Annotated in this window: 15 protein-coding genes; 13 read left to right on the top strand and 2 right to left on the bottom strand. The window is 72.0% G+C overall.

The window, feature by feature from the left end; genetic code table 11:
• Window positions 1-65 precede the first annotated feature (65 nt).
• The 3 genes from LV75_RS33890 (at window position 66) to LV75_RS33880 (ending at window position 2,421) form a co-directional block, all read left to right on the top strand.
• On the top strand, window positions 66-389 hold the full coding sequence (locus LV75_RS33890; RefSeq protein ID WP_253891631.1) for a hypothetical protein: 324 nt from the start codon (window positions 66-68) through the stop codon (window positions 387-389).
• Entirely contained in the window at window positions 386-1,390 is a 1,005-nt protein-coding gene (locus tag LV75_RS33885; protein WP_253891630.1) for a carbohydrate kinase family protein, read from the top strand. Before LV75_RS33890 ends, LV75_RS33885 begins: the two co-directional genes overlap by 4 nt.
• 188 nt (window positions 1,391-1,578) lie before the next feature.
• A complete protein-coding gene (locus LV75_RS33880) occupies window positions 1,579-2,421 on the top strand; it encodes an SAM-dependent methyltransferase (RefSeq protein ID WP_253891629.1) in 843 nt (280 codons plus the stop codon).
• Window positions 2,422-2,457: 36 nt separating this feature from the next.
• On the opposite strand, the gene LV75_RS33875 is transcribed toward LV75_RS33880, so the two are convergent.
• Window positions 2,458-3,213 (bottom strand): EI24 domain-containing protein, encoded by a 756-nt coding sequence (locus LV75_RS33875; protein ID WP_253891628.1) that lies wholly within the window; start codon window positions 3,211-3,213, stop codon window positions 2,458-2,460.
• 89 nt (window positions 3,214-3,302) lie between these two features.
• Between LV75_RS33875 and LV75_RS33870 the strand changes: the two genes are divergently transcribed.
• The 9 genes from LV75_RS33870 (at window position 3,303) to LV75_RS33830 (ending at window position 13,291) form a co-directional block, all read left to right on the top strand.
• A complete protein-coding gene (locus tag LV75_RS33870; RefSeq protein ID WP_372504301.1) occupies window positions 3,303-5,168 on the top strand; it encodes an ABC transporter ATP-binding protein in 1,866 nt (621 codons plus the stop codon).
• Between the two features lie 983 nt (window positions 5,169-6,151).
• Entirely contained in the window at window positions 6,152-6,391 is a 240-nt protein-coding gene (locus LV75_RS33865; protein WP_253891627.1) for a hypothetical protein, read from the top strand.
• Window positions 6,392-6,458: 67 nt separating this feature from the next.
• Window positions 6,459-7,523: a sensor histidine kinase gene (locus LV75_RS33860; protein WP_253891626.1), complete on the top strand. Its 1,065-nt coding sequence runs from the start codon at window positions 6,459-6,461 to the stop codon at window positions 7,521-7,523.
• On the top strand, window positions 7,520-8,299 hold the full coding sequence (locus LV75_RS33855; protein WP_253891625.1) for a LytR/AlgR family response regulator transcription factor: 780 nt from the start codon (window positions 7,520-7,522) through the stop codon (window positions 8,297-8,299). The genes LV75_RS33860 and LV75_RS33855 overlap by 4 nt, the downstream gene beginning before the upstream one ends.
• Before the next feature lie 19 nt (window positions 8,300-8,318).
• The gene (locus tag LV75_RS33850; protein WP_253891624.1) at window positions 8,319-8,669 is read left to right on the top strand and encodes a hypothetical protein; all 351 of its coding nucleotides are present in this window, start codon (window positions 8,319-8,321) and stop codon (window positions 8,667-8,669) included.
• The gene (locus LV75_RS33845) at window positions 8,666-10,429 is read left to right on the top strand and encodes a sodium/solute symporter (RefSeq protein ID WP_253891623.1); all 1,764 of its coding nucleotides are present in this window, start codon (window positions 8,666-8,668) and stop codon (window positions 10,427-10,429) included. The genes LV75_RS33850 and LV75_RS33845 overlap by 4 nt, the downstream gene beginning before the upstream one ends.
• A gap of 63 nt (window positions 10,430-10,492) precedes the next feature.
• Window positions 10,493-10,846 carry a DUF485 domain-containing protein gene (locus LV75_RS33840; RefSeq protein ID WP_253891622.1) on the top strand — a complete coding sequence of 118 codons (354 nt, stop codon included), beginning with the start codon at window positions 10,493-10,495 and terminating at the stop codon, window positions 10,844-10,846.
• On the top strand, window positions 10,843-12,468 hold the full coding sequence (locus tag LV75_RS33835; RefSeq protein WP_253891621.1) for a monocarboxylic acid transporter: 1,626 nt from the start codon (window positions 10,843-10,845) through the stop codon (window positions 12,466-12,468). The genes LV75_RS33840 and LV75_RS33835 overlap by 4 nt, the downstream gene beginning before the upstream one ends.
• 163 nt (window positions 12,469-12,631) lie before the next feature.
• Complete coding sequence (locus LV75_RS33830) at window positions 12,632-13,291, top strand: HNH endonuclease family protein (RefSeq protein ID WP_253891620.1); 660 nt, start codon at window positions 12,632-12,634, stop codon at window positions 13,289-13,291.
• Window positions 13,292-13,358: 67 nt separating this feature from the next.
• Here LV75_RS33830 and LV75_RS33825 read toward each other — a convergent pair whose 3' ends face one another.
• A complete protein-coding gene (locus tag LV75_RS33825; RefSeq protein ID WP_253891619.1) occupies window positions 13,359-14,084 on the bottom strand; it encodes a S1 family peptidase in 726 nt (241 codons plus the stop codon).
• A gap of 453 nt (window positions 14,085-14,537) precedes the next feature.
• Between LV75_RS33825 and paaZ the strand changes: the two genes are divergently transcribed.
• A complete protein-coding gene (gene paaZ / locus LV75_RS33820; RefSeq protein WP_253891618.1) occupies window positions 14,538-16,562 on the top strand; it encodes a phenylacetic acid degradation bifunctional protein PaaZ in 2,025 nt (674 codons plus the stop codon).
• Window positions 16,563-16,688: the final 126 nt, after the last annotated feature.

The raw sequence follows: 16,688 nt of genomic DNA, 5'->3' as shown, positions 1-16,688 counted from the left end.
GGCGTCTGGCCTGGCGGCCGGGTGTTCGGCGGTGGGTTGTCGGGGTGGTGGGGCATGCTGGGGTGGTGAGCACCGAGCCGCTGATCGAGGATCCGCTCTACGCGGGGCTGTCCGCGCTGGCCCGGCAGGAGGCGACCCGTTTCGCTGAGCGCAATCTGCGGGTGCGCCGCTCGCCCGTCGTGCACGCGGTGCGGATGACGCCGTGGGTGGCGGGGTTGGCGATGCCGGGGCCCGCTTGTGGTCAGGGCTGGTCCGGGGCCGGGGCGGGGGAGTTGCACCCGGCGGCCGAGCCGGTCAACTGCGGGCATTGCCTGGCCTCGGCCGAGGCCAGGGCGGCCGCGGTCACCGGGGGGTTGTCGTCGCAGCCGACGTTGCCGTTCCCGTCGTGAGCGCGGTGATCAGCAGTGACGTGCTCGGCGACACGGTGATCAGCAAAGCGGTGATCAGTGTGGTCGGTGAGGCGCTGGTGGACCTGGTCGCCGAGCCGGATCGGCGGACGTTCACGGCGCACCCGGGTGGTGGGCCTGCCAATGCCGCGATCGCCGTCGCGCGGCTCGGGGGGCGGGCCGTGCTCAGCACCCACCTCGGCGACGACCTGTTCGGTGCCGTGGTCCGCGCGCACCTCGACGAGTCCGGCGTCTCGACCGTGGTGCTGCCCAGCAGAGCAGGCGCAGCCACCAGCGTCGCCTTCGCTGCGACCGACGAGCACGGTGTGGCGACCTACGACTTCCGCGTCGCCTGGGACGTCGAGGCCGTCCCCCCGGTGCCCGGCGCCCGGTTCCTGCACACCGGCTCCCTCGCTGCGGCGCTCGCGCCCGGCGTCGTCGAGTCCGCCATGCGCGCCGCCCGCGCCGCCGGGGTCCCGGTGAGCTTCGACCCGAACATCCGGCCCACCCTCGCCGGGCGGCCCGAGGTGGCCCGCTCCCGGTTCGAGCGCCAGGTCGGCCTCGCGGACGTGGTCAAGGTCAGCGAGGAGGACCTGGACTGGCTCTACCCGGGCACCGACCCCGAGCGCCGCGCCGAGGCGCTGCTCATCCTCGGCCCCCGGCTGGTCGTGCTGACCCGGGGGCCGCGCGGCGCGCTCGCGGTCACCACCTCGCTGGCCGTCGAGCGGCCCGCCCCGCCGACCACCGTGGTCGACACCGTCGGCGCGGGCGACGCCTTCACCGCGGGCCTGCTGTGCGCGCTCGTCGCCGCGGGCGGCCCGATCGGCGCGCTCGACGAGCCGACCGTCGCGGGCGCGCTGGACCTCGCCAACGCCGTCGGCGCGCTCACCTGTGCCCGGCCGGGGGCCGACCCGCCGCGCCGCGCCGACCTCGGTGCGTGGGCCCACGTCCTCGACGGGACCCCGTCCGTCACCGGGCCGGGTGAATCGATCCCGGGGGTCTGAGGTCCGATGACCCGGCCATCCGGCGCAATATCACCCGTACGGCGTTCCTTCTTCCGGGTGACGGTTGCGCCAGAGGGTCTCTCCCCGGCGCCGCACCGAGTACGACGTACGGTGGGGGCCGTTCGCAGCGGTCGCCCGGTGTCCTAGTCTGTTCACCGTCCGTTGCCGCGTCCTGTGGAGTCAGTCACATGCCTGCTGCCGAGTCCGAACCCTGGGGAGACCTCCCCAGGGGCATGGCGATCGACTTCGACGCGCCCAACCAGGCTCGGCTCTTCGACGCCCTTCTCGGTGGTCGGGACAACTACGCCGCCGACCGCGACGCCGTCGAGCGGCTCGCCGCGCTGGCCCCCGGCGTGCGGCAGATGGCCCGAGACCACCGCGAGTGGTTCTGCCGGGCGCTGCGGCTGCTGGTGACCCAGCGTGGTGTGGACCAGTTCATCGATCTGGGGTCCGGTCTGCCCACCGTGGACAACACCCACCAGATCGTCCAGCGGCACAACCCCGACGCCAAGGTCGTCTACATCGACAACGACCCGGTCGTGCTCGCGCACGGCCGGGCGCTGCTCGAGGAGAACGACAACACGCACATGCTCGACTACGACATCACCGAGCCCGAGTACGTGACCTCCGACCCGGACCTGCGCCGCCGGATCGACTTCGACCGCCCCATCGGCCTCATGCTGTGCGCGGTCACCGGTCACCTGCTCGACGACGTCGTGGCCCGCACCACCGTGCACGGCTGGGTCGACGCGCTCGCCCCGGGCTCCTACGTCGTGCTCAGCCAGCAGTTCGACCACGCCGACGGCAGCCACTACGCCACCCTCGCCGCCGCGCTGCGCGACGGGTTCCGCAACACCAGGATCGCCACCGCGTTCCGCGACCGCACCGAGATCGAGTGCTGGTTCAAGGGCCTGGAGCTCATCGAGCCCGGCCTGACGTTCCTGCACGAGTGGTGGCCGGACGGGCCGCGGATGAGCCCGCTGACCGACATGAACTTCATGATGCTCGGCGGTATGGGCCGCAAGGTGTGAGCGCTCCGGGCGCGGTGACCCCACCGCGCCCGGGTCTCAGCGGCCGGTGCCCACCCGGTGCGCCAGCAGCGTGCCGCCCGCCATCGCCGCCGGGAACACCAGCAGCGCGGCGAACGGGATCAGGCACAGCAGGTACACCGGGATGCCGAAGCCCAGGGTCAGCGCCCGCCGCCCGCGCAGCGCCCGGCGGCGCTCGCGCAGGCTGACCCCGCGCCGCACGAACGGGATCGCGGTCAGCTCGATCGACAGCAGCCACGCCCCGACGCACACCGCCAGCACCGGTACCACGGTCTGCCCGAGCACCGGGATGAAGCCGAGCGCGAACAGCGCGATCGCCCACACCAGCCCGCGCAGCACCAGCAGCAGCGCGTCGCGCAGCCCGATCCACGCGGCCCGCGCCCAGCCGATCTCCTGCGCCCCGGGGACCCCGCCCAGCTCCCGGTCCTCGACCTCCTCGGCGATGCTCTCGTAGAACGGCCCGCCGATGATCAGCGTCAGCGCGGTGAACAGCAGTAGCGACACCGCGCCCAGCCCGACCACCAGCGAGATGCCCACCCCGATCCGCAGCGCCGTGCGCCAGGTCGCCGCCCAGTCGTCGGCGAACGGGGTCACCCAAGCAACCAGGTCGTCGGCGTTGACCGCGAGGGTGATCAGCCCGGCGAACAGCAGCACGCTGGTCAACAGGACCGGCAGCGCGCCGCGCAGCAGCAGCGAACGGTTGCCCAGGACGAGGGTGAGACCGCGGCCGAGGAGGCGGGCTCCGGAGCCGAGGTCGCGCAGTGCGGTGATCACGGGCGGCATCCTACGGCGTCCCTTGACCTCGACATTACTGGAGATTTTACCGTCGGTCGGGACAGGCGACGAGGGGATTGGCAGTGGACATGCAGATGATGGCGTGGGACTCGCTCTACCGGGCCATGAACGCCCGCGACGGGCGCCCGAGCGGCTGGGCGACGTTGCGCAGGGTGGCCGGGTTCGCCCGCCCGCACCGCCGCCGGATCGGCTGGTTCCTGCTGGTCAGCGTGCTGCTCTCGGCGCTGGCGGTGGCGACCCCGGTGCTGGCCGGGCGGGTGGTCGACGCGATCGTCAACCACGCCGAGCCGCGGGTCGTGCTGTGGCTGGCCGCGGTGATCGCGCTCGCCGCGGTGGTGGAGGCCGGGATCGGGGTGGTGGGCCGGAACCTGTCGGCGGGCATCGGCGAGGGGCTGATCCTGGACCTGCGCACCCGGGTGTTCGACCACGTGCAGCGGATGCCGGTCGCGTTCTTCACCAGGACCCGCACCGGCGCCCTGGTCAGCAGGCTCAACAACGACGTCATCGGCGCCCAGCGCGCTTTCAGCGACACCCTGTCCGGGGTGCTCGGCAACCTCGTCACGCTCACCCTGACGCTGGTCGTGATGATCGGCATCTCCTGGCAGGTGACCGTGCTCGCGCTGGTGCTGCTGCCGGTCTTCGTGATCCCCGCGCGCCGCATGGGCCGCCGGGTCGCGGGCCTGCGCCGCGAGGCCGCCGAGCACAACGCGGCCATGAGCACCCGGATGACCGAGCGGTTCTCCGCGCCCGGCGCGACCCTGGTGAAGCTGTTCGGCAGCCCCGCCCGCGAGTCGGCCGAGTTCGCCGCCCGCGCGGCCCGGGTCCGCGACATCGGCATCCGCTCGGCGATGGTCCAGTGGGTGTTCGTCACCGCGCTCACCCTGGTCTCCGCGCTGGCCCTGGCCCTCGTCTACGGCCTCGGCGGCTACCTGGCCCTCACCGGCGCGCTGGAGCCCGGCGCGGTCGTCGCCCTGGCGCTGCTGCTGACCCGGCTCTACGCGCCCCTGACCGCCCTGGCAGGCGCCCGTGTGGAGGTGATGAGCGCCCTGGTCAGCTTCGAACGCGTCTTCGAGGTCCTCGACCTAAAGCCCCTGATCGTCGAGGCCCCCGCGGCCCGCCCGGTCCCCGACGGCCCCGCCTCCCTCGAGTTCGACCACGTGGACTTCGCCTATCCGGCTGCGGACAAGGTCTCGCTGGCCTCACTGGAGGAGGTCGCCACCCTCGACACCCGCGGCGGCACCCAAGTCCTGCACGACGTGTCCTTCCAAGCCCACCCCGGCCACCTCATCGCCATCGTCGGCTCCTCCGGCGCCGGGAAGTCGACCATCGCCCAACTCGCCACCCGCCTCTACGACGCCGACGCGGGAACCATCCGCCTCTCCGGCACCGACATCCGCGACCTGACCGCCGACTCCCTGCGCGCCACCATCGGCCTTGTAACCCAGGACGGACACCTCTTCCACGAGTCCATCCGCGCCAACCTCCTGCTGGCCAACCCCACCGCCACCGACCCAGACCTCTGGGACGCCCTCCACCGAGCCCGCCTGGCTGACCTGATCACCGCCCTCCCCGACGGCCTAGACACCCTCGTCGGCGAACGCGGCTACCACCTTTCTGGTGGTGAGCGCCAACGCCTGACAATTGCGCGGCTTCTTCTCGCACGCCCGCGAGTGGTCATCCTGGATGAGGCGACGGCGCATTTGGATGCTACTTCGGAGGCGGCTGTGCAGGCTGCGTTGGGGGAGGCGCTAGTGGGTCGGACGGCAATTGTGATTGCGCACCGGTTGTCTACGGTGCGGGCGGCGGATGAGATTCTGGTGGTTGAGGGTGGGAGGATTGTGGAGAGGGGCACACATGCTGTGTTGTTGGCGGGTGGGGGGAGGTATGCGGAGCTCTATAGGACGCAGTTTGCTGCGGAGGCTGTTGTTGCTTGAGGCTGGTGGGTGAGTGCGGGCTGCTGGTGGTTCGGGGCTGGTGGTTCGCGGGGGTGTAGCACTGGTTGCTTGGGGTGGCTGGCTGTGGCCTTGGGGCGTTCGCTGGGCGTGGCTTTGGTTGTCCACAACGGTTGTGGTTGTCCACAGGGTGGTGCTTGGTGCTCCTCTTCTGTCGGTGTTGCTCGGTAGGCTGTATATCGGGGGCTCTTGATTCAGTTGATCTTGTGGGGGTGGTTGTGGTGGTTGGTTGTCCACAACGCCTGCGGTTGTCCACAGGGCCTTGCTTGCTGCTCCCGGTTTGTCGGTGCTGCGCGGTAGGCTGTATTTGGGGGCTTTCGATCAGGTTGATCTTGACGTCAGCCGTTGCTGGGGGTGCGGGGCAAGGGATTCGGGCCTCCGCCTTCGGCTCCGGTGGACGCCTCGTCGCCTGGCGGCAACATCGGCGGGAAACGCGACAATGCGACGAGCTCGATGGGGCGAACTTGTTTTGCGCGGGGCCCCTACAACACCCGTGGCAGGACCGCAAAGCAGGGGCCCAAAAGCAGGCCCTGCCGCGTGGAAACGCTACGGGTGTTGTCCCCCCACGCAAAACAAGTCCGCCCCATCGAGCCGGCCTGGCACCAGCGACTCCGACTGTCCAGGCGCTGAGCAGGTGGGTTGGGGCGGACCTGACGGGGGGCAAGCTGGCACCGCCGGGTCCGACTGTCCAGGCGCTGAGTTGGCAGAGTCGACGAGGGCGGGCTGGATTGGCACCGGCGGCTTCCGCTTCTGTCCTGGCTGCTGGCGACACCCGACTCCAGTGGCTGCCGAAGGGGTGCGGGGCTGCGCAACCCCGTTCCTACGAACGGGTGAAGTCTGTCCCACCTGCGGGAACCTGTCTCGATAGGACAGTGCCTGGTCGGTCGAAGCGTTGCAGCTCAACGGCTTGTGGTTGGTAACATTACGGCAACCGGGGGACTTCACAGGCAGGCCATGCTGGACCAATGCCTACTCCCGCCGACACCGCTGCCGATCTGCGTGCGATCGCCGATGAGATTTGTGCCGAGCTCGTCGAGGCGTACCCGGGGCTCAAGGGCGTGGTGCCGGTCGTCGTGGTGCAGGCGGCGGGGGAGTTGGTGGGGCGGGCTCGGGAGCCGTGGGAGTTCCGGCGGTTGTTGAACCGGCGGGCGCGGGCCCGGGTGGCGGCGATGGCGGGCGTCTTCACCCCGATCCGGTCGGACTGACCTGCGTGACTCACCCCTTCGTGTAGCGGGCGCTTAACATCTACGAAACCGCCGGAGGGGAACGCCGATGCCGCAGGACGAACAGCGCTCGTGGCTGTCGTTCGCCCGGCGGCACCCGGCCGATCCCGGGGCGGTGCTCGCGCTGGCCCGGCGGATCGGGGAGGACCTCGCCGACGGGCTCACCGGCGGTGGGGTCGCTTCGGCGGCGCGGGGGATCCGGGGGCTCGTCGGGGCCGAGGCGGTGGGGGTCGCCGACCTCTCCGGGCGGCCCACCTGGGCGGGCCGGGTGCCCGAGGGCACGCGGTGGTTGGCCCAGGTCGACGAGGTGCTGCACAGCGAGACGCGCGCGGGGCGGCCCCCGCTGGTCGCCTTCCCCCTGCACGTGCACGACGAGCTGGCCGGGGTCCTCGTCGTCGCGGGGCAGGTGTCGCCGCGGGCGACCAGGGAGGCCACCGAGCTGGTGGTCGCCGCGCTGGAGCGGGCCAGGTTGGAGGCCTCCGCCGAGCAGGCCGCCCAGGCCGAGCTGCGGGCCCTGCGCGCGGAGATCTCCCCGCACTTCGTCTACAACGCGCTGACCGTCATCGCCTCGCTCGTGCACTCCGACCCCGAGCGCTCGCACGAGCTGATGCTCGACTTCGCCGACTACAACCGCTACAGCCTGGCCCGCCACGGCGAGTACACCACCGTGGCCGAGGAGTTCCACGCCATCGAGACGTACCTGGCGCTGCAGCGGGCGGTGCTGGGCGAGCGGCTGCGCGTGCAGGTGCGGGTCGCGCCCGAGGTGCTGGCCGTGGCGATCCCGTACCTGGTGCTGCAGCCGCTGGTGGAGAACGCGGTGCGCCACGGCGTCGAGCCCCGGCCGACCGGCGGGGTCGTGCAGGTGCGCGGTGAGGCCGAGGGCAGCGACTGCGTCATCACCGTCGACGACGACGGGGTCGGGATGGCGCCTGCGCACGCCGAGGCGATCCTGGCCGGGCGCGGTCCGGCCGACAGCGTCGGGCTGGCCAACGTCGACCGCAGGCTGCGCAACGTCTACGGCCCCTGGTACGGGCTGGTGGTGGAGACCGAGCGGGAGGCGGGCACCAGGGTGGTCGTGCGGATGCCGATGTTCGCCCCCGGAGTCGTGCCGTGACCGCCGGGAGCACCGGTGTCCGGGTGCTGGCCGTCGACGACGTGCGGGCCGCGCTCGACGAGCTGTGCCGGTTGCTGCGCGCCTCCCCGGACGTGGCCCAGGTCCGCGCCGCGCCGGACGCGGTCAGCGCGTTGAAGGTCATCCAGGCCGAGCCGTTCGACGCGGTGTTCCTCGACATCTCCATGCCCGGGCTCAACGGCCTGGAGCTGGCCTCGCTGCTGGCCAAGCTCAGCGACCCGCCGGTGATCGTGTTCGTCACCGCCTACGACGGGCACGCCGTGTCCGCCTACGGCATCGGCGCGGTCGACTACCTGCTCAAACCGGTGCGCGCCGAGCGGCTGGCCGACGCGCTGACCCGGGTCGTGCGGGCCACCGCCGCCCGCCGCGCCACCGTCGCCGAGACCGCGCCGCGCCCGGACGCCATGCCCGCGCTGCCGGTGGAGACCGACGGCCGGACCCGCTACGTGCGCCGCGCCGAGGTGAAGTTCGCCGAGGCGCACGGCGACTACGTCCGGCTGCACACCTCCACGGGCGTGCACCTGGTCCGGATGCCCATCTCCCGGCTGCAGGAGTACTGGGAGGGCTCCGGCTTCGCCCGGGTGCACCGCGGTTTCCTGGTCGCCCTCGACGCGGTCCGCGAGCTGCGCAGCGACTCGGTGGGCGGCATGCTGGCGCACACCGACCTGGGCGACGTCCCGGTGAGCCGCCGCCACGCCCGCGAACTGCGCGAGCGCCTGCTGCGGGCGGCCCAACGAGGGGAGCTGGGCAAGCGGTGAGACCCCGGCAGGACCACCGGTGAGCCCGCACCGCAGGGTGGCCGTCACCAGTCCCCAGACGCGGCTGGCGCACGCCCGCCGCCGCCACCGCACCGCGTGGCGCCCGCCCACGATGGACCCCGCCGAGGTCCGCCAGGCCCTGCGCGTCTACCGGGCCCAGCGCGCCAGGGCGGTCGCCGCTTTGGGCACCCTGTTCGGGCTGCTGCTCGGCCTCCCGGTCCTGCTCTGGCTGACCCCCGGCTGGGACGAGGTGCGGGTGCTGGGCATCCCGCTGTCCTGGATCGCCATCGTCGCCATCCCGTTCCCGGCCATGGTCGTCCTCTCGCACTGGCAGTTGCGCCGCGCCGAGCGCGCCGAGGACACCGAGTGATCGCGGTCTTCGCCGTCGCCCCCGTCGTCCTGCTGACCCTGCTGGTGGGGCTGCGCGGGGTCGCGGCGATCCGCACCACCTCCGACTTCCTGGTCGCCTCCCGCCGGGTCTCCCCGCTGCTCAACTCGGCCGCGGTGTCGGGGGAGTACCTCTCCGCCGCCTCGTTCCTCGGGGTCGCGGGCCTGGTGGTCAAGGACGGCATGGGCGCGCTGTGGTACCCGGTCGGCTTCACCGCGGGCTACGTCGCGATGCTCGTGCTCGTCGCGGCCCCGATGCGCCGCTCCGGCGCGGTGACCGTCCCGGACTTCGCCGAGGCGCGGCTGGCCTCGACCCCGCTGCGCAAGCTCGCCGCCGTCACCGTCCTGGTGATCGCCGGGCTCTACCTCGTGCCCCAGTTCCGCACCGCCGGGCTGGTGCTCAGCGTGGTCAGCGACGGCCCGTACTGGGTGGGCGTGGTGATCGCCGCCGTCGTGGTCAGCGTGACCCTCGCCGTGGGCGGGATGCGCGCGGCGACCTACGTGCAGGCGTTCCAGTTCTGCTTCAAGCTGGTGCTGTTCATCGTGCCCGCGATCTGGCTGCTGCTGCAGGTCGGCCCGCAGGTCCGGCACGAGGCGGTGCACCCGGTCGAGTTCACCCACTTCACCCGCGAGACCCCGGTCGACTTCGGCCTCGAGGTCACCCTCCTGCTCGACGAGCCGCTGACCGCGCGCACCGGCGACGGCGCGCCGCTGGACATCCCGGCGGGGGAGTACCGGGTCGCCGAGGGGTCCACCGTGGTCTTCCCTGCGGGCGCCCCCGTGCCCGGCATCCGCGGCGGCGCGGCGCCGGGCGGCCCCGACTGGCAGCGCCCCCTGCTCGACCCGTCGCACGCGGGCCACCCCCTGCTCGGCACCTGGGCCGTGCTGATCGCGACCATGCTCGGCACCATGGGTCTGCCGCACGTGCTCATGCGCTTCCACACCAGCCCCGACGGCCGCGCCGCCCGCCGCACCGCGGCGATCACCGTCGGCCTGCTCAGCGTGTTCTACCTGTTCCCCGGGATCTACGGCACGCTCGCGAAAGTCCTGGTGCCGCAGCTGTACCTGTCCGGCGCCACCGACACCGCGGTGGTCGCCCTACCGTCCCAAGTGGACGCCGGGCCGACCGGGACGGTCTTCACCGCGCTGCTCACCGCGGGCGCCTTCGCCGCGTTCCTGGCCACCTCGCTCGGCCTGCTGCTCGTCGTCGCGGGCGCCATCTCGCACGACCTGGTCCCCGGCGGCCTCGCCCGGCTGCGCTTCACCGTCGTCGCCGCGGCCGCCGTGGTGGTGCTGCTCGCCCTGCCCTCGGCCCGCCTCGACGCGGGCGTGCTGGTCACCTGGGGGTTCACCGTCGCGGCGTCGACCTTCTGCCCGCTGCTGGTGCTGGGCATCTGGTGGCCGCGGCTGACCGCCGCGGGCGCCATCGCCGGGGTGGCCGCCGGCCTGGCCGCGACCGCGGGCGCCATCGTGGCGACCCTGCTCGGCCCGCCCGTGTCCGGGTGGCCCGCGATCCTCATCGCCCAGCCCGCGCCCTGGTCGGTGCCGCTGGCCTTCGCCACGATGGTCGTGGTGTCGCTGTTCGGCCGCCCGCCCGCCTGGTCGCAGGCCGCCATGTTGCGGCTGCACCTGCGCGAACGGCACGACCTCGGAGCGGGCCGCGGCGCCGATCCCGGCCACTCGTCCTTCTCGGCCCGCCGTTCGTCAGCCGCTCGTCGCATCCTCCGTCGATTGGGCCGCTGACCTCTGCTGCGCGCCGCGCGCCGTCCCTACCGTGACGCGGAACACCATCGAGGGAGGCGCCCGATGAGTACGTCCCACGACCCAGGCACCCGACCGGATCCCGACGAGCCGGACTGGGCGGAGGTGCACGGCAGCGCCGAGTTCGTCGAACTGCGCAGGCGCTTACGCCGCTTCGTGTTCCCGATGACCGCCGTGTTCCTCGTCTGGTACCTCGTCTACGTGCTGCTCGCCGATTACGCGCACGGCTTCATGGCCACCAAGCTGGTCGGTGACATCAACGTCGGTCTCGTGCTCGGCCTGCTGCAGTTCGTCTCCACCTTCGTGATCACCAGCCTCTACGTGCGCTACGCCGACCGCAAACTCGACCCGCTGGCCACCAGCATCCGCGAGCGCGTCGAGGGGGGTGCGGCCAAGTGAGCGCCATCGCCGCCGGGGTCACCGGCAACAACCCCGCCCTCAACATCGGCATCTTCGCCGTGTTCGTCGCGATCACCCTGGTGGTCGTGTTCCGGGCCAGCCGCAACACCAAGACCGCCGCCGACTACTACGCCGCGGGCCGCGCCTTCACCGGGCCGCAGAACGGCATCGCGATCTCCGGCGACTACCTCTCCGCCGCCTCCTTCCTGGGTATCGCGGGCGCCATCGCGCTCAACGGCTACGACGGTTTCCTCTACTCCATCGGCTTCCTGGTCGCCTGGCTGGTCGCGCTGCTGCTGGTGGCCGAACTGCTGCGCAACACCGGCAAGTACACGATGGGCGACGTGCTGGCGTTCCGGATGCGCCAGCGCCCGGTCCGCGCCGCCGCGGCGACCTCGACCCTGGTGGTGTCCTTCTTCTACCTGCTGGCCCAGATGGCCGGTGCCGGTGGCCTCGTCGCGCTGCTGCTGGGCATCACCAACAAGACCGGCCAGGCCGTGGTGATCGCCGCCGTCGGCCTCATCATGATCGTCTACGTGCTGGTCGGCGGCATGAAGGGCACCACCTGGGTGCAGATCATCAAGGCCGCGCTGCTGATCACCGGCGCGCTGGCGATGACCATCTGGGTGCTGGCCAAGTTCGGCTTCAACCTCTCCAGCCTGCTCGGCGGCGCCGTCGACGCGGGCGGCAAGACCGGTGAGGCGCTGCTGAGCCCGGGCAAGCAGTACGGCGCCACCGGCACCAGCAAGCTCGACTTCCTGTCCCTGGGGTTGGCGCTGGTGCTGGGCACCGCGGGCCTGCCGCACATCCTGATGCGCTTCTACACCGTGCCCACCGCCAAGGAGGCGCGCCGCTCGGTGGTCTGGGCGATCTGGCTGATCGGCATCTTCTACCTGTTCACCCTCGTGCTGGGCTACGGCGCCGGTGCCATCGTCGGCCCCGAGGCCATCCGGGCGGCACCGGGCAAGGCGAACTCCGCCGCGCCGCTGCTGGCCCAGGCACTGGGCGGACCTGTCCTCTTGGGACTGATCGCCGCGGTCGCCTTCGCCACCATCCTGGCCGTGGTCGCCGGGTTGACCATCACCGCGTCCGCCTCGTTCGCCCACGACATCTACGCCAACATCATCAAGAAGGACAAGCTCGCCGACAAGAACGCCGAGGTGCGCGTCGCCCGGATCACCGCGGTGGTCATCGGGATCGTCGCCATCGTCGGCGGGATCGTCGCCAACGGGCAGAACGTGGCCTTCCTGGTGGCGCTGGCGTTCGCGGTGGCCGCCTCGGCGAACCTGCCGACCATCCTGTACTCGCTGTTCTGGAAGCGGTTCAACACCTCCGGCGCGCTGTGGAGCACCTACGGCGGCCTGGTGGCGAGCATCGTGCTGATCGTGTTCTCCCCGGCGGTGTCGGGCAAACCGGCCACCGCGTCGACGCCGTCGATGATCCAGGGCGTCGACTTCCACTGGTTCCCGCTGGAGAACCCCGGGATCGTCTCCATCCCGCTGGCGTTCTTCCTCGGCTGGCTCGGCACGGTGCTGTCCAAGGAGCGCCGCGCCGACAAGTACGCCGAGATGGAGGTCCGAGCCCTCACCGGCGCGGGCGCGGAGAAGGCGACCCCGCACTAGGTAGCCACTCCGCGGCAAGGACGCGAAGGTCCGTCGGCTCCCCTGCGGCCGGCGGGCCTTCGCGCGTGCGGGCCCGAACATGCGCGACCGTTCGGCGCGCCTCCCCGGATCGGGTGATGATCAATGGAATGTATGCACTCAATCCTGCATCTCGGGAGTGATCATGCGTTCCGTAGTCCCCGTCCTGACCGTCCTGGCGGCCCTCGGGCTCTCCCTGCTCACCGCCTGCGACCCCGACGCGCTCGGCACCGGCGGCACCTCGCTGCCCGCGCCCGCCCCTGGCGCGGCGGCCAACCACCAGGCCCAACTCGCCGCGCTGGGCCAACCCCGGCCCGAGGACACCGGCGCCCACTACGACCGCGACGAGTGGGGGGAGTGGGCCAACGACCGGGCCAGCAAGTGCAGCACCCGCGAGCAGGTGCTGGTGCGCGACGGCGACGGCGAGACCGTGGACGGGCAGTGCAAGCCGTCCTGCCCGAAGGCCACCTGCTGGACCAGCCGCTACGACGGGGTCACCACCAAGGACCCGGCCGACCTGCAGATCGACCACATCGTGCCGCTGGCCGAGGCCGCCCGCTCCGGCGCCAGGAACTGGACCGCCGAGCAGCGCAAGGCCTACTACAACGACCCGGTCAACCTCGTCGCCGTGTCCGCCCGCTCCAACCAGCAGAAGAGCGACGGCGACCCGGGCAAGTGGCGCCCGATGCGCGAGTACTGGTGCGACTACGCCACCGGCTACGTCGCGGTGAAGACCAAGTACCAGCTCACCGTCGACGACGTGGAGCTCGCCGAGCTGACCCGGATGCTCAACACCTGCCCCTGACGCGGGGTCCCCGAGAAAGCGGAAAGGGCCGCGACCAGTGGTCGCGGCCCTCCCTGCGGGGTCTGGATCAGACGCCCGCGATGCTCTGGATCCAGCTGCGGTAGGAGCCCACCGAGGTGTAGTTGGTGATGCTCTGCCGGTCGCTGGTGGAGGCGACGCCGATCTGGCGGCCGTTGCCGAACATCGGGCCACCGGAGTCGCCACCGGCGGTGATGCCGTTGACCCGGCGGGCCTGCACGGCGACACCGTTGTAGGCGTCGCGCGCGTTGGTCGAGGTCACCTGCACGGTCGCGACCTTGAGGTAGCGCGACTGGCAGTTGATCTCGGGCTGGCCGGTGCAGGTGGCGCCCCAGCCGTAGACCTGGACCTGCTGGCCGACGCGGGCGTCGGCCGTGGTGCCCAGCGGCGCGTAGCTGGCCGACACGCTGCGGTCCAGGCGCGCGATGGCCAGGTCCGAGGCGGAGTGCCGGTAGATCTGCGAGGCGTTCGCGGTGGTGCCGCCGGTGGTCTGGTCGAGGCTGCCGATCCGGAAGCTGATCGTGCCGCTGGCCACGCAGTGCTTGGCGGTCAGGATGTACTGCGGGGCGATGATGGTCGCCGAGCAGGACTGCTGGCCGTTGGAGAACAGCCGCGCCGCCCACGGGGCGTTGCTGGCGGTGCCGCCACCGATGATCGCCGGGGTCAGCACCGGGTCGCCCGCGGGGGCGCTCGGGGCGGCGTTCGAGGTGGGTGCCGCCGCCAGCACGGCGAGCGCGGCGCCCGCGAGCGCCACGGCGAGCTTGGTCTTCTTCATGCTTTTCTCGATTCTGCGGACTCAGCCGCGGCAGGGGTGAATCGGGAATGTTCCGCACAGTCGGCCCCGTGCGGAGACGACAAGCGCTGCGGCCTGGATCGGGCGGCTTCAGCCCAGGTCAGCTAGTCCTGGAAACCGACCGCGACCAGGCGGTCACGCTGTCAAGAAGCCACCTTTTCACCCAAAATAGGCGAACGGCAAGGGTGGGATGTTCCCATCGCGTTCCCATGTTTCGGAATGGTAATTGGTAACGACGCACCACGGATTGCAATGAATTGTTTTCACGGTCCGTGCTCGTGCGCGCGGGGCCACGGGCGAGCGCGCCGCCGGTGGCTCGACCCAGGGCGTGGGCGGGTCGCGACGAGGGCGACGTCCCGGGGCGCGGCACTAGCATCGGGCGCGGTGGGCGCGGCGACGAGGCCGGGCCCGCGATCGACTCAGGAGGTCGACCAGATGGCGCTGCTGCGCAGCTACGTATCCGGCCGCTGGCACACCCCGGACGACGGGGCCCCGCTGCTCGACGCGGTCACCGGCGAGGAGGTCGCCCGGATCTCCTCCGCCGGGGTCGACATGGGCGCCGCGCTCGAGCACGGCCGCCGCGTCGGCGGGTCCGCGCTGCGCGAGCTGACCTTCCACCAGCGCGCCGCGCTGCTGAAGGTGCTCGCCACCCACCTCACCGAGCACAAGGCCGAGCTCTACGCCCTGTCCGCGCGCACCGGCGCCACCCAGCGCGACTCCGTGTTCGACGTCGACGGCGGCATCGGCGTGCTGTTCACCTACAGCGGCAAGGGCCGCCGCGAACTGCCCAACGCCAAGGTCCTCGCCGAGGGCCCGGTCGAGCGGCTCAGCCGCGAGGGCACCTTCGTCGGCAGGCACATCGCCGTGCCGCTGCGCGGGGTCGCCGTGCAGATCAACGCGTTCAACTTCCCGGTGTGGGGCCCGCTGGAGAAGTTCGCCCCCGCGTTCCTGGCCGGGGTGCCCACGCTCATCAAGCCCGCCAGCCAGACCGCCTACGTCACCGCCCGGCTGGTCGAGTTGATGCTCGACTCGGGGACGCTGCCCGAGGGCAGCCTGCAGCTGGTCAGCGGGAGCGCGGGCGACCTGCTCGACCACCTCACCCCGCAGGACCTCGTCGGCTTCACCGGCTCGGCCGCCACCGCCCGCACGCTGCGCACCCACCCGGCCGTGGTCGCGAACTCGGTCCGCTTCACCGCCGAGGCCGACTCGCTCAACTGCTCGATCCTGGGCCCCGACGCCACCGTCGGCACACCCGAGTTCGACCTGTTCGTCAAGCAGCTGGTCGCGGAGATGACGGTCAAGGCGGGCCAGAAGTGCACCGCCATCCGCCGCGCGTTCGTCCCCTCCGGACAGCTCGACGCGGTCGCCGACGCCGTCAGCGCCCGCCTCGCCAAGATCACCGTCGGCAACCCGGCCAACCCGGACGTGCGGATGGGCGCCCTCGCCAGCCTCGACCAGCGCGAGGAGGTCCGCCGCTCGGTGCGCTCGATCGCCGAGGTGGGCCGCGTCGTCTACGGCGACCTCGACCACGTCGACACCCTCGACGCCGACCCCGAGCGCGGCGCCTTCCTCTCCCCGGTCCTGCTGCGCGCCGACGACCCCGACCGCGCCCAGCCGCACGAGGTCGAGGCGTTCGGCCCGGTCAGCACCCTGCTGCCCTACGACGGCGTCGACCACGCGATCGAGTTGGCCGCCCGCGGCCTCGGCAGCCTCGTCGGCTCCGTGGTCACCGGCGACGCCGACTTCGCGACTGAACTGGCCCTGGGCGTGGCCCCCTGGCACGGCAGGCTCCTGGTCCTCGACACCGAGAACGCCAAGGAGTCCACCGGCCACGGCTCACCGCTGCCCGCCCTCGTGCACGGTGGCCCCGGCCGCGCGGGCGGCGGCGAGGAGATGGGCGGCATCCGCGGCGTCCTGCACCACCTGCAGCGCACCGCGATCCAGGCCAGCCCCCGGGTCCTGGCCGCGATCACCGGCGAGTGGGTGCCCGGTGCCCCGCGCCGGGTCGAGGAGGTGCACCCGTTCCGCAAGTCGCTGGCCGACCTGCGGGTGGGCGACAGCGTCACGGCGGGCCCGCGCACGGTCACCCAGGCCGACATCGACCACTTCTCCGAGTTCACCGGCGACACCTTCTACGCCCACACCAACCCGGAGGCCGCCGCGGCCAACGAGTTCTTCGGCGGGATCGTGGCGCACGGCTACCTGGTCGTCTCGTTCGCCGCGGGCCTGTTCGTCTCGCCGGAGCCCGGCCCGGTGCTGGCCAACTACGGTCTGGAGAACCTGCGGTTCACCACACCGGTCTTCCCGGGCGACGAGCTCACCGTGACCCTCACCGCCAAGCAGATCACCCCGCGCGAGAACGCCGAGTACGGCGAGGTCCGCTGGGACGCCGACGTGACCAAGCAGGACGGCACCTCGGCGGCCCGCTACGACGTGCTCACCCTGGTGTCCAAGGTCTGACGCGCAAGTGGGGGCGGCCCCCTCGGCCGCCCCCACCGCCACTGCTACCTGACCCTGGACTGCTACCTGACCCTGGACTGCTACCTGACCCTGGACTGCTACCTGACCCTGGACTGCTACCTGACC

The sequence above is a fragment of the Actinokineospora diospyrosa genome, from assembly GCF_024171925.1.
Taxonomy (GTDB): domain Bacteria; phylum Actinomycetota; class Actinomycetes; order Mycobacteriales; family Pseudonocardiaceae; genus Actinokineospora; species Actinokineospora diospyrosa.
This window is presented reverse-complemented; position numbering and strand designations above follow the sequence as displayed.

Coding starts and splice junctions, on each gene's coding strand:
- LV75_RS33880 (WP_253891629.1), top strand. CDS start 1,579: ATGCCTGCTGCCGAGTCCGAACCCTGGGGAGACCTCCCCAGGGGCATG.
- LV75_RS33870 (WP_372504301.1), top strand. CDS start 3,303: ATGCAGATGATGGCGTGGGACTCGCTCTACCGGGCCATGAACGCCCGC.
- LV75_RS33865 (WP_253891627.1), top strand. CDS start 6,152: ATGCCTACTCCCGCCGACACCGCTGCCGATCTGCGTGCGATCGCCGAT.
- LV75_RS33860 (WP_253891626.1), top strand. CDS start 6,459: ATGCCGCAGGACGAACAGCGCTCGTGGCTGTCGTTCGCCCGGCGGCAC.
- LV75_RS33840 (WP_253891622.1), top strand. CDS start 10,493: ATGAGTACGTCCCACGACCCAGGCACCCGACCGGATCCCGACGAGCCG.
- LV75_RS33830 (WP_253891620.1), top strand. CDS start 12,632: ATGCGTTCCGTAGTCCCCGTCCTGACCGTCCTGGCGGCCCTCGGGCTC.
- LV75_RS33825 (WP_253891619.1), bottom strand. CDS start 14,084: ATGAAGAAGACCAAGCTCGCCGTGGCGCTCGCGGGCGCCGCGCTCGCC.
- paaZ (WP_253891618.1), top strand. CDS start 14,538: ATGGCGCTGCTGCGCAGCTACGTATCCGGCCGCTGGCACACCCCGGAC.